Annotated in this window: 16 protein-coding genes and 1 pseudogene; 10 read left to right on the plus strand and 7 right to left on the minus strand. The window is 69.8% G+C overall.

The genetic code is table 11. The annotated features are described in order from the left end of the window. The first annotated feature begins 141 nt into the window (after positions 1 to 141). Complete coding sequence (locus MKK67_RS04940) at positions 142 to 3,588, plus strand: AsmA-like C-terminal region-containing protein (RefSeq protein WP_243962544.1); 3,447 nt, start codon at positions 142 to 144, stop codon at positions 3,586 to 3,588. A 258-nt stretch (positions 3,589 to 3,846) separates the two neighbouring features. Here the strand turns inward: MKK67_RS04940 and MKK67_RS04945 are convergent, their stop codons facing one another. From MKK67_RS04945 to MKK67_RS04955, 3 genes are all read right to left on the minus strand, one after another. Beyond that, positions 3,847 to 4,485 carry a VOC family protein gene (locus MKK67_RS04945; RefSeq protein WP_243962545.1) on the minus strand — a complete coding sequence of 213 codons (639 nt, stop codon included), beginning with the start codon at positions 4,483 to 4,485 and terminating at the stop codon, positions 3,847 to 3,849. Between the two features lie 83 nt (positions 4,486 to 4,568). Then, a complete protein-coding gene (locus MKK67_RS04950) occupies positions 4,569 to 5,528 on the minus strand; it encodes an aminoglycoside phosphotransferase family protein (protein WP_243962546.1) in 960 nt (319 codons plus the stop codon). A gap of 317 nt (positions 5,529 to 5,845) precedes the next feature. After that, the gene (locus MKK67_RS04955; RefSeq protein ID WP_243962547.1) at positions 5,846 to 7,981 is read right to left on the minus strand and encodes a S9 family peptidase; all 2,136 of its coding nucleotides are present in this window, start codon (positions 7,979 to 7,981) and stop codon (positions 5,846 to 5,848) included. Between the two features lie 394 nt (positions 7,982 to 8,375). Here MKK67_RS04955 and MKK67_RS04960 point away from each other — a divergent pair, with 394 nt between their 5' ends. From MKK67_RS04960 to MKK67_RS04970, 3 genes and pseudogenes are all read left to right on the plus strand, one after another. Beyond that, positions 8,376 to 8,795, plus strand: coding sequence for a MucR family transcriptional regulator (locus MKK67_RS04960; protein ID WP_243962548.1), 420 nt, complete (start codon positions 8,376 to 8,378; stop codon positions 8,793 to 8,795). 119 nt (positions 8,796 to 8,914) lie between these two features. Beyond that, positions 8,915 to 9,127, plus strand: a complete 213-nt coding sequence (locus MKK67_RS04965) for a hypothetical protein (protein WP_243962567.1) — start codon at positions 8,915 to 8,917, stop codon at positions 9,125 to 9,127. Positions 9,128 to 9,217: 90 nt separating this feature from the next. Further along, positions 9,218 to 10,062 (plus strand): annotated as a pseudogene (locus tag MKK67_RS04970) (DUF6456 domain-containing protein). A 563-nt stretch (positions 10,063 to 10,625) separates the two neighbouring features. Here MKK67_RS04970 and MKK67_RS04975 read toward each other — a convergent pair. The 4 genes from MKK67_RS04975 to MKK67_RS04990 form a co-directional block, all read right to left on the minus strand. Further along, complete coding sequence (locus MKK67_RS04975) at positions 10,626 to 11,057, minus strand: SufE family protein (protein ID WP_243962549.1); 432 nt, start codon at positions 11,055 to 11,057, stop codon at positions 10,626 to 10,628. A gap of 96 nt (positions 11,058 to 11,153) precedes the next feature. Then, positions 11,154 to 12,245 (minus strand): sensor histidine kinase, encoded by a 1,092-nt coding sequence (locus MKK67_RS04980; protein WP_243962550.1) that lies wholly within the window; start codon positions 12,243 to 12,245, stop codon positions 11,154 to 11,156. A 626-nt stretch (positions 12,246 to 12,871) separates the two neighbouring features. Beyond that, positions 12,872 to 13,237, minus strand: a complete 366-nt coding sequence (locus MKK67_RS04985) for a response regulator (protein WP_243962551.1) — start codon at positions 13,235 to 13,237, stop codon at positions 12,872 to 12,874. 21 nt (positions 13,238 to 13,258) lie between these two features. Beyond that, positions 13,259 to 13,552, minus strand: coding sequence for an STAS domain-containing protein (locus MKK67_RS04990; RefSeq protein WP_243962552.1), 294 nt, complete (start codon positions 13,550 to 13,552; stop codon positions 13,259 to 13,261). A gap of 485 nt (positions 13,553 to 14,037) precedes the next feature. Between MKK67_RS04990 and MKK67_RS32530 the strand changes: the two genes are divergently transcribed. The 6 genes from MKK67_RS32530 to MKK67_RS05020 form a co-directional block, all read left to right on the plus strand. Continuing rightward, complete coding sequence (locus MKK67_RS32530; protein ID WP_313898999.1) at positions 14,038 to 15,117, plus strand: methyl-accepting chemotaxis protein; 1,080 nt, start codon at positions 14,038 to 14,040, stop codon at positions 15,115 to 15,117. Positions 15,118 to 15,517: 400 nt separating this feature from the next. Continuing rightward, positions 15,518 to 17,596 (plus strand): chemotaxis protein CheA, encoded by a 2,079-nt coding sequence (locus MKK67_RS05000; protein WP_243962553.1) that lies wholly within the window; start codon positions 15,518 to 15,520, stop codon positions 17,594 to 17,596. Then, the gene (locus MKK67_RS05005; protein WP_243962554.1) at positions 17,596 to 18,057 is read left to right on the plus strand and encodes a chemotaxis protein CheW; all 462 of its coding nucleotides are present in this window, start codon (positions 17,596 to 17,598) and stop codon (positions 18,055 to 18,057) included. The genes MKK67_RS05000 and MKK67_RS05005 overlap by 1 nt, the downstream gene beginning before the upstream one ends. An 18-nt stretch (positions 18,058 to 18,075) precedes the next feature. Continuing rightward, the gene (locus tag MKK67_RS05010) at positions 18,076 to 20,244 is read left to right on the plus strand and encodes a methyl-accepting chemotaxis protein (RefSeq protein ID WP_243962555.1); all 2,169 of its coding nucleotides are present in this window, start codon (positions 18,076 to 18,078) and stop codon (positions 20,242 to 20,244) included. Positions 20,245 to 20,418: 174 nt separating this feature from the next. Beyond that, on the plus strand, positions 20,419 to 22,344 hold the full coding sequence (locus tag MKK67_RS05015; RefSeq protein WP_243962556.1) for a methyl-accepting chemotaxis protein: 1,926 nt from the start codon (positions 20,419 to 20,421) through the stop codon (positions 22,342 to 22,344). Between the two features lie 69 nt (positions 22,345 to 22,413). Then, positions 22,414 to 23,703 (plus strand): methyl-accepting chemotaxis protein (locus MKK67_RS05020; protein ID WP_243962561.1); only part of this gene is annotated, 1,290 nt, incomplete at its 3' end.

Below are 23,703 nucleotides of genomic sequence, written 5' to 3' on the forward strand. Positions count from 1 at the left end.
AGGCCATTCGGTCCCGGTGCCGCGTCTGGCGCCGTCCGGGACTTATCGTGCTATGGCCCATCTCGGCTTGCCCAGGGGGGCACGCGACGGCGGGGCATCACGGTGCCGCGACCGCGCGGGGTGGTTCGCGGAACGGGTAGCGTGCGTGATCTTCTGACCGCGCTGGCGGGCGCCGTCATCCTGGTTCTCGTCGCGGCTCTGGCCGTCCCGCCCATCATCGATTGGCAGGCCCAGCGCGCGCTCGTCGATCGGGGGCTGACGCGGTCCCTGGGCGTGCCGGCCCGAACCGACGGCCGGATCGAGGTCCGGCTCCTGCCCTCGCCGCGGCTGCGGATCGACCGGCTGCATCTCGGCACCGACCCGAACCGGCCGAGCCTGGACGCCCGGTTCGTCAAGGCCGAGATCGCCCTGGCGCCGCTCCTGAAGGGCGAGTTCCGCTTCACCGAGACACGGATCGGCCGCGCCGAGATCAAGCTCCCGGTGGCCGGGGGCGACGCCCTGCGGATCCCCCCCGATCTCGGCGAGGCCCTGCGCGCCCGCGACCTCGCCATCGAGGACCTGCACGTCCAGCAATTCCTCGTGACCACGCAGGTGCCGGCCACCGGCCGGACCGACCAGCTCTACGTCCAGGACCTGCGCCTCCAGGCGCCCGCCCTGGTCGGCCCCTGGCGGGTGGAGGGCACGAGCGGCGGCGTCCCGTTCCGGGCGGTGAGCGGCACGCCGGGGGCGGATGGCCGGCTCGCGGTGAAGATCGCGGGCGGCGGCGACGCGCATCCCCGCTTCGAGGCGGATGCCCGCCTCGGCCTGGTGCCGAACGAGGCCGACGGGGCGGCGCTGATCGAATCCGAGGGCTCGGCCCGCCTGGTGGTCGGGCCGCCGACCCAGGCGGCGGGCGCCTACCTGCCGTACTCCCTCGGCGGCACGTTCAAGGCCCGCGGCACCCAGGTCCGGTTCGAGGGTGTCGAGCTGGCGATCGATCCGGGCGGCCGCGCGCTCCGCTTCGGCGGCACCGGCCGGCTCGACCTGCGCCAATGGCGCGCCGGCCTGAACCTGGACGGCCGCCTCGACCTCGACGCCTTCCTGGCCTCGCCCGAGGGCCAGAACCTGATCGCCCGCGGCGTCCCGGATCTCGGGCGCGGCCTGCCGGCGATGCTCGACCTCGACCTCGCGGTGGGCACCCTGGTGCTCGGCGGCGAGGAATGGTCGAACCTCGCGCTCGCCGGCACCGTCGAGCGCGCGGGCGGCCTGTTGCTGCGCCGCCTATCGGCGGTCGGGCCGGGCGACGCGGCCCTGAATGTCAGCGGGCAGATCGAGGCGGCGCCGTTCCGCCTCACCGGCCCGGTGGCGCTGACCGCCGCCGATTCGGACCCCCTCGGGCGCTACCTGCGCCGGCTCGGGCTGGAGGGGCCGCTGACCGCGCTCCTCGACGGGCGCCGGATCGAGGCGGCGGCCGACCTGTCCGCGGCGGCCTCCAGCCTGTCCCTGCGTAACCTGCGCCTCGGCCTGGGGCCTGCGCGCATCACCGGCAACGCCCGCTACACCGCCGCGGAGGCGGGAGCGCGCGGGCGGTTCGACGCCCAGATCCGCGCCAGCGGCATCGACATCGCCGCGCTGCCGCCGGTTGGGACCACCCTCGGCAGCCTGCGCGACCACGACCTCGCCCTGACCCTCGAGGCCAAGGACGTGCGTTACGGGCCGGCGGGCTCGGGCAACGGCACGATCGCGGCGAGCATCCAGTCGGACGGGTCGAGCCTCGTGGTCGACAGCCTCGACGTGACGGATCTCGCGGGGGCGAGCGCGAAACTGTCCGGGCGGATCGGCGCGGACGGGACCGGCCGGGTCTCCGGGCGGCTGAAGGCCCCGGTGGCGGCGCCGCTGCTCGGCCTGCTCGAACGGGTCTGGGTCGGCGAGATCCGGCTGCTGCCCGCCTTCCTGCGCGAGGCGCCCCTCGACCTCGCCGTCACCCTGGACCGGGAGGGCGGCGCAGCCGATGCCCTGCGCAGCCAGGCCCGGGGCAATGCCGGCGGCGGCACCCTCGACCTGACGCTCGCGAGCCGCGGCACCCGGATCGAGGGCGGGACCGCGACGCTCACCGCGCCCCGGGCGGGCGTCTGGTTCGGACGCACCGACATCGCCGGCCTGCAACAGCCCGCCGAGCTGCACCTGGGCGCCGAGCGGCCGGATGCCGACACCCTCGCGCTGACCATCAACGGCACCATCGCCGGCCTGAAGCTCGCCACCGGCCGGCCGATCCTGGTCGGCGCCGACGCGCTGCCGCGTGCCGGCGAGATCCGGGCCGACACCGCCGACCTCAGCCCCTTCCTGACCCTGGCCGGCGCCGCGCGCCTCGCCCCGGGCGCCTGGCCAGCCGACCTGACCCTGTCGCTCGCCAAGGACGGGGGCGACATCGCCGCCGACACCGCGGGTAGGATCGCGGGCGCGGCCTTGACCGGCCGGCTGCTGCGGGCGCCGGGCGGGGCGCTACGCGGTCGTCTCAGCCTCGACCGCCTGTCGGTGCCGCAACTGGCAGCCGCCCTCGTGCTGCCGCCGGACGCGGCCAAGGTCGACCGCTTCGGACCCGCGCCGCAAGCGCTGGCACCCGTCGCGCTCGATGCCCGGATCGCCAGCCTCGATCTCGGCCGCGGGCTCACGGCCACGGAGGCGAGCCTCGCCCTGGGTCTTGCCGACGGCGCCCTGACCCTGCGCAACATCACGGGCAAGCTCGCGGGCGGGCGGATCGCCGGCTCGGCCACGATCAGCCGCCGGGGATCCGAGGCGTCGGTCTCCGGGGAGGGCGCCCTCGACGATGCCGCGCTCGCCGCCCTGGCCGGGGGCGGCCCGATCGGCGGGCGCCTGACCGCCTCCCTGCGCTTCGCCACCACGGCCGAGACCGCCCCGGGCCTTACCGACAACCTCTCCGGCAGCGGCAGCCTCACCCTCAAGGACCTGAGCGTCCCGGAGGCCGATCCGTCGGCCCTCGGCCGTGCCCTGGCCCGGGCGGTGGAGATCGACGATCCCCTGCGGGAGGGACGGCTCCAGGCGCTGGTCGCCGAGGAACTCGCCAAGGGGGGCGCGCAGGCCAAGGCCCCGGCGAGCAGCCCGGCCACCATCGTCGGCGGCCAGATGCGGGCCGGCCCCCTCGGCCTGGATTTCGGCGCCGCGCGCTGGTCGGGAACCCTCGGCTACGATCTGCGCAGCCAGCGCCTCGACGCCCGCGGGCTCCTGTCCGGCGGCCCGGTGCCGCGGGGCTGGAGCGCCGGCGCCCCGTCCGTCCAGTTCGGTTTCACCGGCTCGCTCGGGGCGCCCGAGCGGGTGCTCAATGTCGGCGCCCTGTCGAACGGGCTCGCCGCCTTCGTGCTCCAGCGCGAGCTGGAGACCATCGAGCTGACCGAGGCCGACCAGGTCGAGCGCCAGCGCCGCCGGGCCCGGATCGAGATGGACCGCGCCCGCGCAGCCGCCCTCAAAGCCGCCGCCGACAAGGCCGCCGCGGAGGAAGCTGCCCGGCAGGCAAGGGGGCGGGCCCAGAGCGAGGGTGAGGCGACGCCTGGCGGAACGGAGGGGACTCAGCCGTCTCCGGCCAGGCCCTGAAAGGCCATTCGACCGCGTAACGGACGCGCGCAATCCCGAAGGGCAGCGGCCTACGTTACGGACATCCCAATCTCTCCCCTCATCCTGAGGTGCTGCGCAGCAGCCTCGAAGGAGGCCTCCAGGGATCGCGAGCAGACTGGAGGGCTCCTTCGAGGCGTCCGCTGCGCGGACGCACCTCAGGATGAGGGGTTGGGGTGGACCGGCGCCGATCAAGATCAAGCCAGCCCCTGTCGTGTGCCGTGGTCCGAGGCGGACGGTTCAAGCCAACTCCTTGAGACCGCCCGGCGTCTCGATCTGCGCACGATACCGAAGCACCGCCTCCTGGGTGACAACCGGCGCCCGATCGATGGCCAAGTCCTGCAACAGGGCTGCAATGAGAGCGGCCTCAGGGTGTTCGAGCGTAAACCCCTTTAGACGCGCGCCGCGATCGGCGATGGCATCCATCGCGCGGGGCCTGCCCCGCCGGTCGATGATGGAGGGAGCGCCGCCATCCATGGGAAGGGAGCCATCGTCCGGGATCGTGAAGTCGAACGCGGGGGCATCGATCGGCAGCCCGACCTTGCGGCCGAAGATGGCTTCGCGGCCTTCGAGCACACGGTCGATGTCATCGGTTCTCGCGACCCAGCCACGGAGGCGGCGGCCAGCATCCCAATCCCGTCTGACCCGCAGGCGGTCGTCGAGGCCGAACCAACGGGCGCGGTCGGGACGCTCGGCATCGGGATCGATCGCAACGATCTCCAGGTAGATCAGGTCACCGAGTTGTAACAGATGGTTGTGGGTCCCCATGGAGGGGTGCCGCTGCCCGAATGGCACGTCGATGTCGAGGCAGGCACGAACATGCTCGACGCCCTCCGACAAGGTTGGAGCGATGACGGTGAGGTGATCGAGCTTAAGCATCGTTGTTTACCGTGGGCGGCGGCATCCGCTTCCGATCCATCGCGGTTCTTGCGTGAGTGAGCTCTTCCCTCAGAACAAATCTTCTAACGTCCACGGTCCACGGGCCACACGACGTTTTCGAGATCGACCAACCGGCCGGCCCTCGCCTCCCACCCGTCGATATCGATGTGCCGCAAATCGCTCGCGCGATGCAGCAGCATCAGCGTCAGCAGACGCCGCCGCATGGCGGCATCCAGGGCATCCGGTCGGAGGCCATACCCGCGCATGAGGCTGGCCACGCGACCGGGCAGGCCGGCGCACATGAAGGCACTGGGGCCGAGGAGGTCATACTCGCGCCAGCCCGTCATCACGTCGCCAAAGTCGATCAGCGCCGCGAGATGCCATCGGCCGTCTGTTTCCGCCAGGAGAAAGTTCTCGGGTATCCACTCCCCCGTGAGGATCACCGGCGGGGCATCGAGCGGGACCACAGAGGGGACTTGCCGGAGGAGTTCATCGAGATCGGCCAGGAGGTTCGGGGCGAGGCCCTGCCGACGATGCCGCTCGATACAACCCGTCACCTGCCTCGCGACGAAGTCCGGCCATGTCGGTTCGATGGCCGCGAGGTCACCGGGCGGGACCGCCTGCATCTCCGCGATCGTACGGCCGATCTCCGCGAGGACGCGCACCTTCTCGGACTCGGACAGGGTCGGCCAAGCCTCCGACCCGAGAATCCCGTGCAGGCGGGTCATGACGAGGTAGGACCAGCCGCTCCGCTCGCCCTCGGCGACGAGCCGAGGAATGGGCACGGAGAGTTTTCCGCTCAAGAGACGGAGCGTCGCGCGCTCGGAGATGAATTGACTGTGGTAGATCGGCGGAAAGAGTTTCAGGATTAAGCTGTCATTCAAGCCGACGACGAGATTTGTTCCGGTCTGGAAAGGTGTGATCTCGTCCGCAACAACGTTCGACGCCCGCGCGATGGCGTTGACGAGGGTGTGCCAGTTGTTGGGCGCCGCACGCCAGCTTGCGAAAGCCTGCTTGTCGGCGATGACGGGAAACGCGATCATTTTTGATCTACAGCCGTGACATTCCGCTCTACCTGAGGGCGGACCGGCAGCAAATCACTCACCGCGGACGGTGTCGAGCGTCGGATGTCATGCTCTGAGTGCCTATGTGTGCGCGCGATCCCTGCTGCATGACGGCTCTGACGACGAGTATCCCAACTTTCCCCTCATCCTGAGGTGCCCGGCGATCGAAGATCGCTGGGCCTCGAAGGAGCCCTCCAGGGATCGCGCGGCTGGCTGGAGGGCTCCTTCGAGGGCTTCGCTTCGCTACGCCACCTCAGGATGAGGGCTTGGGTGGGAGAGGCTAGTCAGACGCCTCCCTAAGCCTTCCCCACCGCCATCAGCGCAAACGCGTAGATCAGCGCCACCTCCTCCAGCCGGTCGAAGCGGCCGGCGGCGCCGCCGTGGCCGGCTTCCATGTTGATCCGGAGAAGGATCGGGCCGCCGCCGGTCATGGTGGCGCGCAGGCGGGCGACCCATTTCGCCGGCTCCCAGTAGGTCACCCGCGGGTCGGTGAGGCCGCCGAGCGCCAGGATCGCCGGGTAGGCCTTGGCGGCGACGTTGTCGTAGGGCGAATACGACAGGATCGTCTCGAAGGCCGCGACGCTCTCGGCCGGGTTGCCCCATTCGGGCCATTCCGGCGGGGTGAGCGGCAGCTCCGCGTCCAGCATGGTGTTGAGCACGTCGACGAACGGCACGTCGGCGACGATGCCGGCGAACAGCTCGGGGGCGAGGTTGGCGACGGCGCCCATCAGCATGCCGCCGGCCGATCCGCCATGGGCGACGATGCGCGTCTCCGCCGTATAGCCGGCCGCGATCAGAGCCTGCCCGCAGGCGATGAAATCCGTGAAGGTGTTGGGCTTCTTCTCGCGCTTGCCGTCGAGATACCAGCGCCACCCCTTCTCGGTGCCGCCGCGGACATGCGCGATGGCGTAGACGAAGCCGCGATCGACCAGGCTCAAGAGGTTGGTCCGGAACCCGGCCGGCATCAGTGTCCCGTAGGAGCCGTAGCCGTAGAGCAGCAGCGGCGCGGAGCCGTCCAGCGCCAGATCCCGGCGGTGCAGAAGCGAGATCGGCACCTGCTCGCCGTCCGGGGTGGTGGCGAACAGCCGGCGGGTGACGTAGGCGGCCGGGTCGTGCCCGCTCGGGATGGTCTGGCGCTTGCGCAGGGTCCGGTCGCGGCTGTCGCAGGCGTAGTCCCAGGTCTCGGACGGCGTCGTCATGGACGAGTAGACGAACCGGATCGTCGCCGTGTCGAATTCGTGCCCGCCCCGCAGGCCGAGCGCGTACGCCTCCTCGGCGAAGGCGACGGCGTGCTCTTCGCCCTCAGTCAGGTCGCGCACGATGATCCGGGGCCGGGCGTTCTCGACCTCGAGGCGGATCAGGTGGCCGGCCAGCAGGTGCAGGTGGCGGATCATCACCCCCGGCCGGTGGGGCACGAGGTCGGTCCAGTTGGCCCGGCCCGGATCGTCCAGGGGGGCGGTGACGATCTTGAAGTCCTCGGCGCCGTCCGCGTTGGTGCGGATGTAGAGCCGGTCGCCGCGATGCTCGACGTCGTAGATCAGCAGCGGCTCGCGGGGCTGCACCAGCCGTAGGGCGGCCGACGGCGCGTGCCGGTCGAGGAGCCGGACCTCGGAGGTCTCGTGGTCGCTGGCGGTCACGTCCAGGAAGGCGCCGGACTGGGTGCGGCCGATATGGACGAAGTAGCCGGCATCCGGCTCGGAGTAGAGCGTCTCGTCTGAGGCCTGGGCGGTGCCGAGGCGGTGGCGCATCACCTTGGCGGGCCGGTGGTTGGCGTCGAGGGCCACGTACCAGAAGCTGTGCCCGTCCGCGGCCCAGACCGCCTCGCCGGAGGTCGCCTCGACCCGGTCGTCGCGGTCGAGGCCGGTGGCGAGGTCGCGGACCTTGATCGTGTAGAGTTCCGAGCCCTTGGTGTCGGCGCTCCAGGCGAGCAGCCCGTGGTCGTCGGAATGGACCGCGGCGGCGATCTCGAAGAACGGCAGACCCTCGCCTTCGCGGTCGCCGTCGATCAGGATCGTCTCGTCCCGGTCGGGGCCGGAATCCGGCACGTTCGGCGAGGTCGATGGCCGCCGGCAGACCAGCGGGTGCTGCCCGCCCTCGCGGTGGCGGGTGTAATAGGCGTAGGGCCCGTCGGGATCGGGCACGCCGCTCTCGTCCTCCTGGATGCGGCCGCGCATCTCGGAGACCAGAGCTTTGCGCAGGTCGGCGGCGCCGGCGAGGGCGGCCTCGGCGTAGGCGTTCTCGGCCTTGAGGTAGGCGGCGATGTCGTCGGGGAGGGCGGCGGGGTCCTTGAGGACCGCCTGCCAGTTCTCCGCCTTCAACCACGCGTAGTCGTCGACGATCTCCCGGCCGTGGACGCTGAAGCGCCGCGGCCGGATCTCGGCCACCGGTGCCCCGGTCCGGTTTGCAAGAAAGCCGCGCCCGATCTCCGTCATCGTATCTCCCGCCGGGTTCTCTCCGTCCGGTCTGGGGATGTGTCCCGCCGGAGGTCGCGACGCAAGCCGCCGCGACTCCGGAACCGGCCGGAGCCCCGAGGGGCATAACTTTAAGTTAGTAAGAAGGATATCTCCATCTACTTATGGATAGAAAATTTGAGATGGAAGTATCCCTGTACGGACGGAGGCGTCGATCCCCGGTAATGTCGTTCTAACTTGTAATACAAGTCGTCCTGTTGTACCTGTCTACACGGGATCGATTGGTGCACGCGCTGCTCGGGGTCGCTTGCTCGCGCCGGGTACCACTTTGTCCCGATGTGGGCGTCGGACAATGCTTGGAACGATCAGGGCTGGAGCGGGACGCACGCTATTTCTGAAACCGGGGGGTCTTGTAGTGAGAGAGAACGAGAAAACGATCGACCTCGTCGGTGCGACGGCCGACGTCGTGGCTGCCTATGTCCGTAAGAATGCCATTCCGGTGAGCGAATTGCGGGCGCTGTTCGGCGACGTCTACGCCGCCCTGAAGCGGGTCGCGGAGAGCCACGCTGGGGCGGCGGAACCAGCGGAGCCGGCCGTGCCGGTCGAGGGCTCGGTGACGGCGGATTACATCGTCTGCCTGGAGGACGGGCGGAAGTTCAAGTCGCTCAAGCGGCATCTCCGGTCGAAATACGCGATGAGCCCCGAGCAATACCGCGCAAAGTGGAAGTTGCCCGCCGATTACCCGATGGTGGCGCCGAACTACGCCAAGACCCGTTCCGAACTCGCCAAGGCGATCGGGCTGGGCCGTCCGGACGGGCTCCGGGACGCCGCCTGACGGTACCGGACCGGACCCTCGGGGCGTCGCGGGATACCGGGACGATGTCGGGCGTTGAGATGCGATGGCGCGTTTCGTGCGATGCGGTCGCAACTCCGTCCGGCTCTGAGGTGCTGAGCATGACTGCGTTTCCAGACCCGCAGAATGGTAATCCCGCGGAGGATATCCAGCGGATGAACACCGCGCTCTCCGAATGGGCCGCGCGGTCTGCCGCCGACAGCGCCGCGCTGATCGATCGCTTCGAAGAATTGGGTTACGCGGTCCGCGGCAAGTCCGAGGATGAGATCGCCGAAATCCTTCGCCAGCCACCGACCAGGCCGAGCCGGACCTGAATCCGGTTATAGGTAAAAAAGCCTTGACATCGTGACCGATCCTGCGTTACGCCGGTGCTGCGAAGCCGCGTATCGCGATTGGAACAAAACATGAACAAACCGGCGAAGGCGAGGCGGCCCAAGGCTGCGGCACAAGGCGCGGCCGCCGGAGCGCCCTTGGCGCCGGAGGCGGCGCGGCTGCTGACGCGGCTTGGCGAGGCGGGGGCCTATGCCCGACCCGATCCCCTGACCGAGGACGGCCTGCTGGTCCGGCGGGGCGGCGACGGGGTCTCGGTGGGCAGCGGGCGGTTTTCGGACAGAGCCGGCCGGGCGCTGGTCGAGGCCGACCTCGCCGCCTGGGACCCGGCCGGCGCGAAGCTGACGATCAGCCCGGCGGGACAGGCGCGTCTGCGACGCCAGCAGGCCCCGGACGGGATGGCCTATCTCGCCCAGCACCACGACCTGACCGTGATCCAGGGGGCGCCCCGGAGCCGGCTTTGCGGAACGCCTCGGAAAATCCCCTGGCCTGGATGGTCCGGCGCCGGAACGGGGACGGCACGCCGCTGATCGACCCGGCCGCCTTCGAGGCCGGCGAGCGGCTGCGCCGGGACATGACCACGGCCGCCATGCTGCCCCGGATGGGGATCGAGCTCGGCGCCCCCCGGGTCGACGGCGGCGGCGCCCGCGACCCGGCCGCCGCCTCCGATCAGGTGATCGCCGCACGCCAGCGGGTCCGCGGCGCCCTCGACGCGGTCGGCAGCGACCTGTCGGGCCTGCTGATCGACCTGTGCGGCTTCCTCAAGGGCCTGGAGCGGATCGAGGCCGAGCGCCGCTGGCCGGCCCGCTCGGCCAAGGTCGTGGCCCGCATCGCCCTGGGGCGGCTCGCCGAGCATTACGGCCTGGCGCGCGAGGCGACCAGGCCGGATCACGGGCGGTTGCGGCTGTGGCGGGCGTGAGGGGAGGGGGCCGAGTCCGGCCGCACGCCAACCCAATCCCCTGAGGCCTCCGCTGCGGCACTCCAGAATGAGGGCTACGGGCTACACAGGTTTCGACCGTAGCCGCGATCATACCGTGGACGCAGAAGGCGCGGGTCCCCTATCCCGTGCGGGCTACGACGTTCACACATCGTAGCCGGATGGAAGGAACGGTCGGATCCAGGCGCGTCTCCCTCCCCCCTCTGCGGGGGAGGGTGGGCCTCGCGTCAGCGAGGGTCGGGAGAGGGGAGCCCGGGTTCAGGACAAGGCGCGACCGGCATGACGGGCAAAGCCCGATCCTGCACCGTCGCTCCCCTCTCCCGACCCCCTTTCGGGGGCCACCCTCCCCCGCAGAGGGGGGAGGGAGAGTCGCGGTGTCTCCAGCGTATCGTGCCGACCCCGATGGGTGAATCCGCTAGCCCGCACACGAGAGGGGGCCTGTCGCGATCTGGAACAACGCCTCCCCCTCAAACCTGTGTAGCCCGTAGGGATGAGGGCGTAGGTGGGAGCACCCCGTCGAACGGATCGCCGTCTGGCCCCGCCTCCTACCCCTCGACCTTCAGAAACCGCACCGCGTCCCGGTGCACCCGGTCGGCCATGGCGCGGACGCCGTTGGAGCGCTGCGGGGTCAGGTGCTCGCCCAGGCCCAGCTTGGTGTAGAGCGCGAAGGCGTCGGTCTCGGCGGCCTCGCGGAGCGGCTTGCCGTCGAACAGCGCGATCATTAGCGCCACCAGGCCGCGCACGATGTGGGCGTCGCTGTCGCCGCGCATGCGCAGGCGCGGCTCCGAATCCGAGCGGTCGACGTCGAGGTCGATCCAGACCTGGCTGGCGCAGCCCTGGACCTTGTTGGTCTCGGCATGCAGCGCCGGGTCGGCGGGCGGCAGGGCGCGCCCGAGCTCGATGAGATAGCGGTAACGCTCTTCCCAATCGTCGATGAAGGCGAAGTTCTCGACGATGGTGTCGATTGGGGGAACCATGGTGGACCGGATCTGGAATGGGCCGGGGCCGCTATAAGGCCCCGGCAAAGATCTGGCGACTCCATCGCGAAGCACCAGGGGGCGCGGCGCCGGCGCTCACGGCTCCGGGGGCTGCGTCGGCGGCAGGATCAGCATCAGCGGTTCGGCGATGCTGGCATCGCCGCTCACCCGGATCTCGGCCTGGGCCGCATAGGCGGCGATCAGGCGCGGCCCGAGCTTGGGGATGTTGGACCGGCCGGTGGCGGCCATCTCGCTGACCCCGGAGACGATCGAGACGCGCAACGGGTGGCCCTCGGCCGATTCGATCTCGATGGCGATGGAGCAGGCGACGTGCTCGGCGGTGGCGTCGAGGCACTCGGCCACGATCTCGGCGACGATCATGCCGAGCGCGTTGGCGGTGCGCGGCTCGACCAGCCCGGTTCCGGACCCGCCGACCTGGACGCTGATCCGCCCGGCCCGCCGCAGCTGCCCGAGGCCCGAGGCCAGGCGGTGGAGGTAATCGTGCAGGTCGATCGAGGCGATATGGGGCGCCTCGTGCAGGTGCTGCTGCACCAGCGCGATCGCCCGCACCCGCTGCCCGAGCGCCTCGAAGCTGCCGCGGCACGGGTCCGGGGCGGCCCGGCCGTAGAGGCCGATCAGGCTGACCATCACCTGGAGGTTGTTGCGCACCCGGTGGTAGACCTCGGCGAGCAGCGCCTCCTTCTCGGCGAGCGCCTGCTCGATATGCTCCTCGGCATGCTTGCGGTCGGTGATGTCGAAGCAGGAGCCGAGATAGCCCTGGAAGCGCCCGTCCTCGACCAGCGGCCGGGCGGTGTCGAGCAGCCAGCGGTAGACGCCGTCATGCCGCTTCAGGCGGAACTCCACGGTGAACGGCGTCCGGGCCGCGAAGGCCTCGGCGACGATCCGGGCGTGGCGCTCGAAATCCTCGGGATGCAGGCCGCTGCGCCAGCCGAGGCGCAGTTCCTCCTCGAGGGGACGCCCGGTGAAGTCGAGCCAGCACTCGTTGTGGTGGACGGCGTGGCCGTTCTCGTCCGAGCGCCACAGCATCAGCGGCACCACGTCGGCGAAGCGCCGGAAGCTGTCGCTCAGCGCGATGGTCCCGGCCGCCCCAGGCCCCTGGCTCGACTCCCCAGCCGGGGCCGTCGCCTGCGGCGCAGCCGTTCCGGACCCTGGTGGCTGACCGCCCATTCTGTACCCGACCCGCTGTGCCGAACTGTGTGAGACGCCGTGATTGCATCGTGATGGCGCCGGTCAACGTGCCGGTGGGGGTCCCGTTCCGGTCCCACGTTGCCGCTGCCGTGCTCATCCACACGCGGATCTGATTTTAGGGACGAGACCGGGTTTCGAGAGGGGATTTTGAGGTCTGTAGCGTGGGTTGCACCGGTTATTGCAGATCATCTGCGGCGGGACCGGATTCTTGGTTTCGGCATTGCGGGCGCGCTTTCGCTCGCCCGCAGGCGCTCGAAACACCACGCGTTTTCCCTCCCAACAGGGTCTAAGGATTACACAGGTTTCGACCGTAGCCGCTTTCATACCGTAGGCGCAGAAGGCTCGGGTCCCCTCTCCCGTGCGGGAGAGGGACAGGGTGAGGGATAAGACCTCTCCGGAAAGACCTGGTCCCTCACCCCAACCCTCTCCCGCACGGGAGAGGGGGCGCGTCGCGGCCTGCAACAGCGCCTGTGCCTCAAACCTGTGTAGCCCGTAGCCACAAGGGGAGGCGAGCACGTCGCGCTTCGCCGAAGACGATGCGTGAACATCGCAGCCCGCGCGGCACAGGGGAGACGTGATGTTTCCTGCGCTGCGGCGCCGCCCGCTCAGGCGCGGATCAGCTTCGCCACCACCGCCAGCAACTGCTCCGGCTTGAACGGTTTTGTGATCCAGCCGGTGGCGCCGGCGGATTTCGCCTGCTGTTTGATCGCCTCGTCCGATTCCGTGCTCAGGAACAGGATCGGCACGCCCGCGCAGGACGGCACCGTGCGCAGCTGCTTGATCATCTCGATGCCGTTCATAACCGGCATGTTGAGGTCGGTGATCACCAAGTTGATCGCCTCGGCCTTGGCCTTGGCCAGGCCCTGGGCGCCGTCCTCGGCCTCGATCACCGTGTGACCGGCGGGGCCCAGGACGATCTTGATCATCTGCCGGATGCTGGGTGAATCGTCGACGGCGAGAACAGTGGCCATGAATAAAATCCGGTTCTGGGATCAGTGAGCGGGTGCGGTCTCGAACGGCGCGTGCGGCGCGAAGCCGGCGCGCCGGAAGGCCGCCGCCACGATGTCGGGCAGGTTGATCAGGTCGAGTGTGACGCCGCGCGGCGCGGCCGACCGGGCGGCTGCGACGACGAGCTGGACGAAGGTGACGTCCACCGTCTCGATCGCCGCGCAATCCAGCGCCAGGCCGGACGCGCCGTCGAGCGCCGCCAGCAGGTCGGCCTGGAGCGCCTGCGCCGTCCGGAGCGTGCAATCCGGCGGCATCGTGAGGGTGACAGGTTCGGCCATGAGGAATCTGCTGCTGGTGCGCGGCCAGACTGGCTGCAGTCGACCGCTTTAAGAGTCGGTCCTGTTAAGTTTCCCTTGAGAGACCATAAGGACCCAGCAGGTCCGAGGCTTTATCCAACGTTTCCTGTTGAAAACTGCTCGTCGGCTGCCGGAAGGCCTTTTTGTATTGAGTAGATTGTACGGGGGTCGGCTCAGACCGTGGATCGGAAACAACTGATATTCGATCGAACGTACGAACGGATATGCGATATGCATTTATATTCGCGTGTAGAAGTCTAGGAGCGATGTTTGCGCGCGGTGGATCGCAGAAATCGCGTCACGCGCTCCACATATAGAATGCGGCATAACTGTTCATTCAGATGCCCGGCTTAGAAACCGGCGGCTCACGGCCGTCAATTCGAGCCTGTCCCCGGCGAGAGCTGGCCGAGTCCGAGGAATACAGATCGATGGTCTTTTGGGGGCGCGCGACTCTGAAGTCGGAGCACGTGGATGCATCGGATGCGCGCGGCGCGCTCGCCCTGGCCGGGGTCCCGCCCGCCGCCGAGCCGGCTGCGCCGCAGCACCCGCTCGGGGCCGCCGATATTCTTCAGGCCCGGCTCGGCCTGTCGGAGGTCCAGCGCAAGACCCTGGACGCGCTGATCGACGAACTCGGGATCATCTCGGCGGATGTCGAGACCGACGTGCACGGCCTGTCGGAGCGGTTCCAGCGCATCGCGGCGACCACCCGCGGCCAGTCCGAGATCGTGCAGGGGCTGGTGACGTCGATCCAATCGGTGCGGATCGACGGCGCCGAGCGGCCGCTGGCCGAGGTCGCGGCGGCGCTCGGCGAGATCCTGGCGATGCTCAACGACAGGATCGGGTTCATGTCGTCGCGCGGCGCCACCATGGAGGACGCGCTGAACGGCGTGCTGGGCGAACTGTCCTCGGTGGATGGCAGCATCGCCGAGATCGAGAAGATCAACCGCCAGACCAACCTGCTGGCGCTCAACGCCAAGATCGAGGCGGCGCGGGCCGGGGAGGCCGGAAAAGCCTTCGCGGTGGTCGCCGACGAGGTGCGCAGCCTGGCCGGCACGATCAACACGCTCTCCGGGGTGATCAAGCAGCAGATCGGCTCGATCGCCGGCGGCCTGCGCAGCAGCCACGCGCTCCTGCACGACATCGCCACCATCGACATGTCGGAGGAGAGCCGGAACGCCGACGCCCGGGTGCGCCTGGTGATGCAGGCCCTGGTCGAGCAGAGCTCGCGCTTCGCGGGCGTGCTGACCCAGACCGTGCAGACCACCGAGGCGATCACCCAGGACGTCTCGGGCGCGATCGTGGCCATGCAGTTCCAGGATCTCGCCAAGCAGCGGATGCAGAACCTCCAGGCGATCCTGCGGGCGCTGCGGGCCGCCCCGGAGCGCCCCGCCGACGCCGCCGGGCCGGAACTGGACTGGATCGCCGCCACCATCGCCGGCTGCACCCTCGGGGAGGTCCGGGAGCGGATGTCCCGGCGCCTGCTCGGAACGGCGGCGCCGGCCGAGGAAAACGACGACGACCCGCTCGCCGGGATCGATCTGTTTTAGGTCGGTGCCAGTTTTCGCCATCCGGCGTCATTATTGGTTGGATCTACTTCAGGTATTGTAGCGCAAATACCGGAACATCCGGTGGTTCATTTGTGCACAATCGATATTGTGCCGGATCGGCGAACTAGAAACTTCGAGTCTTTGCGAAAAAGTACAGATCTTATCGCTGTGCGTTACGAAGTTTCTTCGGGAAAGTTCCGATCAGGCGGATTTTTTAACGACGTTAGGACTTCTTTTCTTAAGGGGTTTAAAGTATGGTGATTCCCGATCGGTAGACCGAGTTTGGTGCCGATCGGGCGTCAACCCGGTTGATCGCGATATCTAGCCTCCGGTCGGCGGCTTCACGGGCCGGTAATCGCCCGAATGCCTCGGAAGACGGCACAACTGGATCTGCTCGACGATGACTGACCATGATCCGCGAGAGGTGTTCCTGGCGGAGGCCAACGAGCTTCTCGACCGGCTGGAGACCACCCTGCTCGACCTCGGCGACCGGCCGGGCGACTCGGCGCTGATCGACACCGCGTTCCGGGCGCTGCACACGATCAAGGGATCGGGGGCGATGTTCGGCTTCGACCGGGTCGCCGCCTTCACGCACGATTTCGAGACCGCGTTCGACCTGGTCCGGCGCGGCGAGGTCCCGATCAGCGCCGATCTGGTCAACGTGTCCCTCTCGGCCAAGGATTATATCCGCACGCTGATCGAGGATCCGGAGTCCACCGCCCCGGTGATCGGCGAGGCGATCCTGGCCGAACTCGAGCGCCTGGTGAACCGGGCCTCGGCCCAGCCCCAGATCGCCCAAGAGCTAGAACCCCAAGAGCTAGAACCCGAAGCCCCGAGCTTGGACGCCGCGCCCGAAGGGTGGCGGATCGGGATCGCCTTCGCCCCGGAGGTCTTGCGCAACGGCACCAACCCGCTGGCGCTGCTCGATGAGCTGCGCGATCTCGGCCCCTGCACGGTGGTGCCGCGGCTGGCCGACCTGCCCGACCTCGCCGCCCTGGACCCGGAGAGCCTGGCGCTCGGCTGGGACGTGACGCTCCGCGGGTCCGCGACCCGGGAGGCGATCGAGGACGTCTTCTTGTTCGTCCGGGACGACATGGTCCTGAGCCTGGCGCCGCTGGACGCCCCCGAGCCGGCGCCCGAACCCGCGCCCACGCCTGCCATCGTCGCGGCGCCCGTGCCGGTTCCGGCCCCGGAGCGGTCCGCCCCGGCGCCCGCCGTCAAGCCCGCGACCCCGCCCGCCCCGAAGCCGGAGGCGGAGCGCCGGGGCCCGGCCCGCAACTCCGAGCCGCGCGGGTCCAGCACCATGCGGGTCGAGGCCGAGCGGCTCGATGAGCTGCTCGACCGGGTCGGCGAGCTGGTCATCGCCCAGGCCCGGCTGAGCCAGCTCGCCGGCCTGCACGCCGATGGCGGGCTCCACACCATCGCGGAGGAGATCGAGCGGCTGTCGGCACAGCTGCGCGACACCACCATGAGCATCCGGATGGTGCCGATCGGGGCGCTGTTCAGCCGGTTCCGGCGCCTGGTCCACGACCTGTCGGGGGATCTCGGCAAGCCCGTGACCTTCGTCACCGACGGCGAGGAGACCGAACTCGACAAGACCGTGATCGAGCGCCTGGCCGATCCGCTGGTGCACCTGATCCGTAACGCCATCGATCACGGCATCGAGGACCCGGCCCACCGGGCCGCCTCCGGCAAGGACGCGACCGGGCGCATTTCGCTCGCCGCCGAGCATGTCGGCGCCCAGGTCCTCGTCACCGTGCGCGACGACGGCGCCGGGCTCGACGTGGCGCGCATCCGCGCCAAGGCCGAGGAGCGCGGGCTGGTCGCCCCCGGCATCCCGCTCACCGACCAGCAGGTCTACCAGTTCCTGTTCGCACCCGGCTTCTCCACTGCGCAGCAGATCTCGGCCCTGTCGGGCCGCGGCGTCGGGATGGACGTGGTCAAGAAGACCATCGAGGCCCTGCGCGGCTCGATCGACATCACCACTGAGCCGGGGGCGGGCACCGCCGTCGTGCTGCGCCTGCCGCTGACGCTGGCGATCATCGAGGGCCTGCTGATCCGGGTCGGCGACGGCCGCTACGTGCTGCCGCTGGCGGCCGTGGAGGAATGCGTCGAGCTGCCCGCGAGCGGGCGCAGCGAGCGCGGCCGGGACTTCCTCAATATCCGCGGCGACCTCGTGCCGTTCCTGCGGCTGCGCAGCCTGTTCGAGGCGACCGGCGAGCCCGACCCGTACCAGAAGGTGATCATCGTCTCGGTGGGCGAGGCCCGGTTCGGGCTCGTGGCCGACCAGATCCTCGGCAACCACCAGACGGTGATCAAGTCGCTGTCGAAGCTGCACGCCGACGTCACGACCTTCTCGGGCGCCACGATCCTGGGCGACGGCACCGCCGCCCTGATCATCGATCCGGCCCAGCTGATGGCCGGTGGACAGATCAGCGCCGCCCCGGACGGGCTGCGCGACTACCGTGAGGTGGCGTGATGACCGACTTCGTCGAGGCCATCGAGCAGGGCCACGCCCTGCAGGTCGTGATGATGCGTATCGGCCCCGAGATCTTCGCGCTCGGGGCCGGGATGGTGCGCGAGATCATCGACCCGATCCCGACCACCCGGGTCGCCGGGGCGCGGCCCCATCTCGGCCATGTGGTGAACGTGCGCGGCAACGTCGTGCCGCTGGCCGATATCCGCGAGCGCTTCGGCATGCCGATGGAGGCCGCGACGCCGGACACCCGCTTCGTGGTGATCGAGCTGGATCTCGACGGCGATCCGACCCTGGTCGCGCTCGTGGCCGACAAGGTGTTCGAGGTCACCGCGGTTGCCTTGGAGACCCGTCAGCCGGCGCCGAAGATCGGCACGTCGTGGCGGCCCGAATACATCCGCTCGATCGTCAAGTCCGGGGATGACTTCGTCATCATCCCGGACATGCAAGCAATCTTGAATTGATCGGCAGGGACTGAAGCGATGCGGGTTTCGATCAAGGCCAAGCTGGCCGGCGGGTTCGGCGCCTTGCTGATTCTCGCGGGCCTGGCCGGCGGGGTGGGCTACCAGGGCCTGGTGGCGGCGGACAGGAGCCAGGCGTTCCTCCGCGGCCGCGCGGAGACGCAGGCCCTGGTGCTGGAAGCCAAGGGCAGTACCATCCGCAGCACCTCCAACCTGCGCACGGCGGTGATCACCGTCAACGACGCCCAGATCGCGGATTCGCTCAAGCGCGCCCTCGATAACCGCAAGCGCGCGCAGGAGATCATCGCCAAGGTCAAGGTCGGTGCCACGACCGACGAGGGTGCCCGGCTCGTCCAGGATCTCGACCAAAAGTATGAGAAGCAGGTCGCTCTGGGCAACCGGATCGTGGATCTGGCCCGGATGAATGCCAATGCCCGGGCCTGGGCGGAGATCCTCGGCGTGGGTCGCCCGGCCATGGCTGTGCTGCGGACGGAACTGGAGGCGCTCACGGCCAAGGCCGACGAGCGTTCGATCGATCTGATCAAGGCGGTGCTGGCCTTCCAGATCCCCCTCGAACGGGCCTGGGGCCGGCTGCAAGCCGCGACGGGCGCGGTCAGCGTCGCCGGGTTGGACGAGCACGTGACGGCGACCAAGCAGTTGCGCGACGAGATCGGGCGCAGCCTGGACAACCTGCTCCGGGTCGGCGCGGCCCTGAAGGTTCCCACCGATGCGGTCCGGAAGAGCTTCGAGACCTGGGCCGCCTCATTCCAGAGGGCCCTGGCCACGATCGAGCCCGGCGCACCCATCCACGCGATCGAGCTCGTGTCGGGCGAGTACAGCGCCGCGTCCATCGCCACCAACCAGGCCTTCGACCTCCTGTCCGACTACCAGGGCCGCCAGATGGCGGAGGCGGTCGAGCACGCGAAGACGGCGTCGCAGGAGAGCCAGACGCTGATGCTGGCGACATTGGCCGGCGCGCTCCTCCTCGGCCTCGGCATCGCCGGGTGGCTCGCGGTCTCGATCGCCCGGGGGATGGCGCGGGCCGTGTCGCTCGCCGAGGCCGTCGCGGTCGGCGATCTGGGCCAGACGATCGCGGTCAAATCGAACGACGAGATCGGCGACCTGATCACCGCCATGAACCGGATGACCGACAATCTCAGGCAGACCGCCGCCCTCGCCAACGCGATCGCGGGGGGCGACCTCACGGTCGAGGCCAAGCCGCTCTCTGACAAGGACACGATGGGTCTCGCCCTGCAGACGATGCTGGCGCGGCTCCGCGCCGTGGTGACGGAGGCGAACGCCGCGGCCGGGAACGTCTCGGCGGGCTCGCAGGAACTGTCGTCCTCGGCCGAGCAGCTGTCCCAGGGCTCGACCGAACAGGCCGCCTCCACCGAGGAAGCGTCCGCCTCGGTCGAGGAGATGGCGGCCAACATCAAGCAGAACGCCGAGAATGCCAGCCAGACCGAGGCGATCGCGCGGCAATCCGCCCAGGATGCCGAGGCCAGCGGCGTCGCGGTCGGGAAGGCGGTCGATGCCATGCAGACCATCGCCCAGAAGATCACCATCGTGCAGGAGATCGCCCGCCAGACCGATCTGCTGGCCCTCAACGCCGCCGTCGAGGCGGCCCGCGCCGGCGAGCACGGCCGCGGCTTCGCGGTGGTGGCATCCGAAGTCCGAAAACTCGCCGAGCGCAGCCAGGCGGCGGCCACCGAGATCGGCACGCTGTCGGCCGATACCGTCAAGGCGGCCCAGCAGGCGGGCGAGATGCTCGGGCGGCTGGTGCCGGACATCCGCAAGACCGCGCAACTGGTGGAAGAGATCTCGGCGGCCTGCCGGGAGCAGGATGTCGGCTCGACGCAGATCAACCAGGCGATCCAGCAGCTCGACAAGGTGACTCAGCAGAACGCCAGCGCCTCTCAGCAGGTCTCGGCGACCTCGGAGGAGCTGGCGACCCAGGCCGAGCGGCTCCAGGCGACGATCGCCTACTTCCGCATCGACGAGGCGGATGCCCGGATCGACGTGGCGGCGACGCAGCTGCGGGCGACGGCGGCCCGGATGGGCGCGCCGGCGGCCGCTCCGGCCAAGGCGAAACTCCGCACCGACCGGGCTCTCCCGGCCTCGGGCGGCGGCTTCGCCCTCGAAATGGGCGACGGCGACGCCCGCGATGCGGAGTTCATCCGCGCCGCCTGAGCGGCCGACCCGACACCGAGGGCGCCGTCCCGGATCTGGTTTCCGGGATGGCCCTCGCACCAACCGACCTGCGCCCATGGGCGCAGCCCCGATCCGATCCGCATCCGGGTTCGCCCGGACCACACCAGCCGCAGGGTGCTCCCGACCGAGATCCCCGCTTCGAAGGACAAGGCCATGAACATGCTCGACAACATCTCGATACCGCGAAAGCTGTTTCTGGCCTTCACGCTGATGCTGCTGGTCGGCCTCGGCATCAACGGCGTCGTCTACTGGAAATCCTCCGAGATCCGTCAGTCGGTGAACTGGACGGACCACACCATCAAGGTGATCGACGCCGCCGACCGCGCCCTGTCCGGCATGGTCAACCAGGAGACCGGCTATCGCGGCTTCCTGCTCTCCGGGGACGCCAAGTTCCTGGCGCCCTACCAGAAGGGCTGGGAGACGTTCAACACCGCCTGGCGGCAGGCCAAGGAGCTGACCTCCGACAACCCGGCCCAGCAGGAGCGGCTGGAAAAGATCCACCGGCAGGCCGAGGCCTGGCACAACGGCGTCGCCGAGAAGGGCATCGCCGCCATGGCCAGCCCCGAGACCCGCGAGGCCGCGCGCCAGACCGAGATCGCCGGCGCCGGCAAGGAGGCCATGGACGGCCTGCGCGCCGAGGTCGCCGATTTGGTCGGCGTCGAGAACACGCTGATGCGCACCCGCCAGGACGCGCAGAACGCCGCCTTCGATACCTCGACGCAGATGATCCTGCTCGGCATCGCGGCCAACCTGGTGATCGCCATCGCCATCGGCCTGCTTCTGGTCCGCACCGTGGCGAAGCCCGTGACCGCGATCAGCGCCCGCCTGGCGACCCTGGCGACGCCGTTCGAGACCGGCCGCCTCGACGAAGTCGGCCGGATCCAGGGCACCGCCCAGGCGGTGGAGCAGGCCTTCCGGGAGATCTCGGAGGTCCTGGCGGCCGCCTCGGTGGGCGATTTCACCAAGACGCTGTCGAAGGATTTCGGCGGCCTCAGCAGCGAGGTCCAGGCCAATCTCCGTGCGACCACCGACAACCTGCAGGTGCTCGCCGGCGTCGCCACGGCGATCGCGGCGGGCGACCTGACCGTCGAGGCGAAGCGCCTGTCCGACAAGGACGTCCTCGGCATCGCCCTGGAGCAGATGCTGGACAAGCTCCGCGCCGTGGTGACCGAGTCCGCCACCGCCGCCGGCAACGTCTCGGCGGGCGCGCAGCAGCTGTCGTCCTCGGCCGAGCAGCTGTCGCAGGGCTCGACCGAGCAGGCCGCCTCCACCGAAGAGGCCTCGGCCTCGGTCGAGGAGATGGCCGCCAACGTCAAGCAGAACGCCGAGAACGCCAGCCAGACCGAGGCGATCGCGCGGCAATCGGCCAAGGATGCCGAGGCCAGCGGCATCGCGGTCGGACAGGCGGTGGAGGCGATGCAGACCATCGCCCAGAAGATCACCATCGTGCAGGAGATCGCCCGGCAGACCGACCTCCTGGCCCTCAACGCCGCCGTCGAGGCGGCCCGGGCCGGGGAGCATGGCCGCGGCTTCGCGGTGGTGGCCTCGGAGGTGCGCAAGCTCGCCGAGCGTTCGCAGGCTGCCGCGGCCGAGATCGGCACCCTGTCGGTCGACACCGTGAAGGCGGCCCAGCAGGCGGGCGAGATGCTCGGGCGGCTGGTGCCGGATATCCGCAAGACCGCGCTGCTGGTGGAAGAGATCTCGGCGGCGTGCCGGGAGCAGGATGTCGGGTCGACGCAGATCAACCAGGCGATCCAGCAGCTCGACAAGGTCACCCAGCAGAATGCCAGCGCCTCTCAACAGGTCTCGGCGACCTCGGAGGAGTTGGCGACCCAGGCCGAGCGGCTGCAGGCGACCATCGCCTACTTCCGCATCGAGGACACCGGGGCACGGATCGACGTGGCGGCGACGCAGCTGCGGGCGACCGCGGCCCGGATGGGCGCGCCGGCGGCCGCTCCGGCCAAGGCCAAGCTCAGCAAGGCCCGCGGCAGCCGGGCCGCCGCAGCCCCGGGCGGCGGCTTCGCCCTCGACATGGGCGAGGGCGACGCCCGCGACGCCGACTTCATCCGGGCCGCCTGAGCGGCCCCGCTTCCCGCGCGGGGTTCAGCCCGCGCGGCGCAGTTCCAGTTTCACCCAGCAGGCTGACCCATGCGTTTCACGATCCGAGCCAAACTGGCTCTGAGTTTCGGTCTGATCCTCGTCCTCCTGGGCGGGGCCGGCTACCTCGCCATCGCGAGCCTCGGCGCTTCCAACGAGCGCATGCAGGCCTTCGCGACCGGTCCGTTCGCGCAGGTCCAGCGCGTCCTGCGCGTCGAGACCATGGCGGTCGAGGCGGCGCGCATCATGAACCGCACCCTGCTGGAGCCGACCGATGCCGGGCGGGCGCAGCTCACCCTCGATTTCAAGGCCCAGGACGGCCGGTTCCGGGCACTCCTGGCGGAGTTCATCGACCGGGCCTCGCCGGAGGAGCGCGCCCGGATCAAGACCCTGCAGGATCATTGGAACAAGCTGAACGAGATCGCCGCCAAGAGCCTGGAGTTGTCGGCCAAGAACGGCAACAACAATGCCATCGGCATCGCCGGCAATGAGCAGATGGCCGCCTACGGGGCCGTGATGGCCCGGATCGAGGAACTGGCCGCCCGCCAGGACCTGTCGGTGGAGAACCGCCGCCTGGTCGACGCGATCGAGCTGCGGGTGACCCGCCTCCTGGCCGAAATCTACCGCGAGGTCATGATCAGCGACGATGCGATGCTCGCCAAGTTCGCCAGCGAGTACCAAGAGCATCGCCGCCAGCTCAATCAGGATCTCGTCCGCCTCACCGAGGCCGCCCGCGCCGACGGCTTCCTCGACGGGGTCAAGGCGATCGCGGCCGCGGTCAAGACCTGGGAGCCGATCGGCGAGCGGATCTTCACCCTCGGCCTGGCCAACACCGACGCCAAGGCCCTGCTGATCATCGTGGGTCCGTTCACCCAGGCCCGGGCGGCGGTCACCGACGAGGCCGCGAAGCTGCGCGCCTACGAGGAGGACGTGGCCCAGAACTTCGTCCGCGACACCCAGGCCGCCTACGAGACCACCCGGCTGCTGCTCGTCGGCGTCATCGCCGGCGCGGTGGCGATCGGGCTCGCCATGGCGATCTGGCTGTCGCTCTCGATCTCCCGGGGTCTGAATCGGGCGGTCGACGCCGCGAGCCGGGTCGCCGAGGGCGACCTGAAGCAGGACGTGGTCGCGTCCAGCCGCGACGAGATCGGCGACCTGCTGCGCGCCGTCCAGGCGATGAACCTGAAGCTGCGCGAGGTCGTGGGCCAGGTCATCCTCGCCTCGAGCAACGTCTCGGCCGGCTCGCAGGAGCTGTCGTCCTCGGCCGAGCAGCTGTCGCAGGGCTCGACCGAGCAGGCCGCCTCCACCGAAGAGGCCTCGGCCTCCATGGAGGAGATGGCG

It is taken from the genome of Methylobacterium sp. J-072 (assembly GCF_022829425.1).
GTDB lineage: Bacteria > Pseudomonadota > Alphaproteobacteria > Rhizobiales > Beijerinckiaceae > Methylobacterium.

Excerpts from the sequence above, each read along its gene's own strand:
- MKK67_RS04955 (WP_243962547.1), bottom strand. The coding sequence starts at position 7,981 with ATGACGGAGATCGGGCGCGGCTTTCTTGCAAACCGGACCGGGGCACCG.
- MKK67_RS04945 (WP_243962545.1), bottom strand. The coding sequence starts at position 4,485 with ATGCTTAAGCTCGATCACCTCACCGTCATCGCTCCAACCTTGTCGGAG.
- MKK67_RS04975 (WP_243962549.1), bottom strand. The coding sequence starts at position 11,057 with ATGGTTCCCCCAATCGACACCATCGTCGAGAACTTCGCCTTCATCGAC.
- MKK67_RS05010 (WP_243962555.1), top strand. The coding sequence starts at position 18,076 with ATGCGGGTTTCGATCAAGGCCAAGCTGGCCGGCGGGTTCGGCGCCTTG.
- MKK67_RS04950 (WP_243962546.1), bottom strand. The coding sequence starts at position 5,528 with ATGATCGCGTTTCCCGTCATCGCCGACAAGCAGGCTTTCGCAAGCTGG.
- MKK67_RS04990 (WP_243962552.1), bottom strand. The coding sequence starts at position 13,552 with ATGGCCGAACCTGTCACCCTCACGATGCCGCCGGATTGCACGCTCCGG.
- MKK67_RS05015 (WP_243962556.1), top strand. The coding sequence starts at position 20,419 with ATGAACATGCTCGACAACATCTCGATACCGCGAAAGCTGTTTCTGGCC.
- MKK67_RS04985 (WP_243962551.1), bottom strand. The coding sequence starts at position 13,237 with ATGGCCACTGTTCTCGCCGTCGACGATTCACCCAGCATCCGGCAGATG.
- MKK67_RS04965 (WP_243962567.1), top strand. The coding sequence starts at position 8,915 with ATGACTGCGTTTCCAGACCCGCAGAATGGTAATCCCGCGGAGGATATC.
- MKK67_RS04980 (WP_243962550.1), bottom strand. The coding sequence starts at position 12,245 with ATGGGCGGTCAGCCACCAGGGTCCGGAACGGCTGCGCCGCAGGCGACG.
- MKK67_RS05005 (WP_243962554.1), top strand. The coding sequence starts at position 17,596 with ATGACCGACTTCGTCGAGGCCATCGAGCAGGGCCACGCCCTGCAGGTC.
- MKK67_RS05000 (WP_243962553.1), top strand. The coding sequence starts at position 15,518 with ATGACTGACCATGATCCGCGAGAGGTGTTCCTGGCGGAGGCCAACGAG.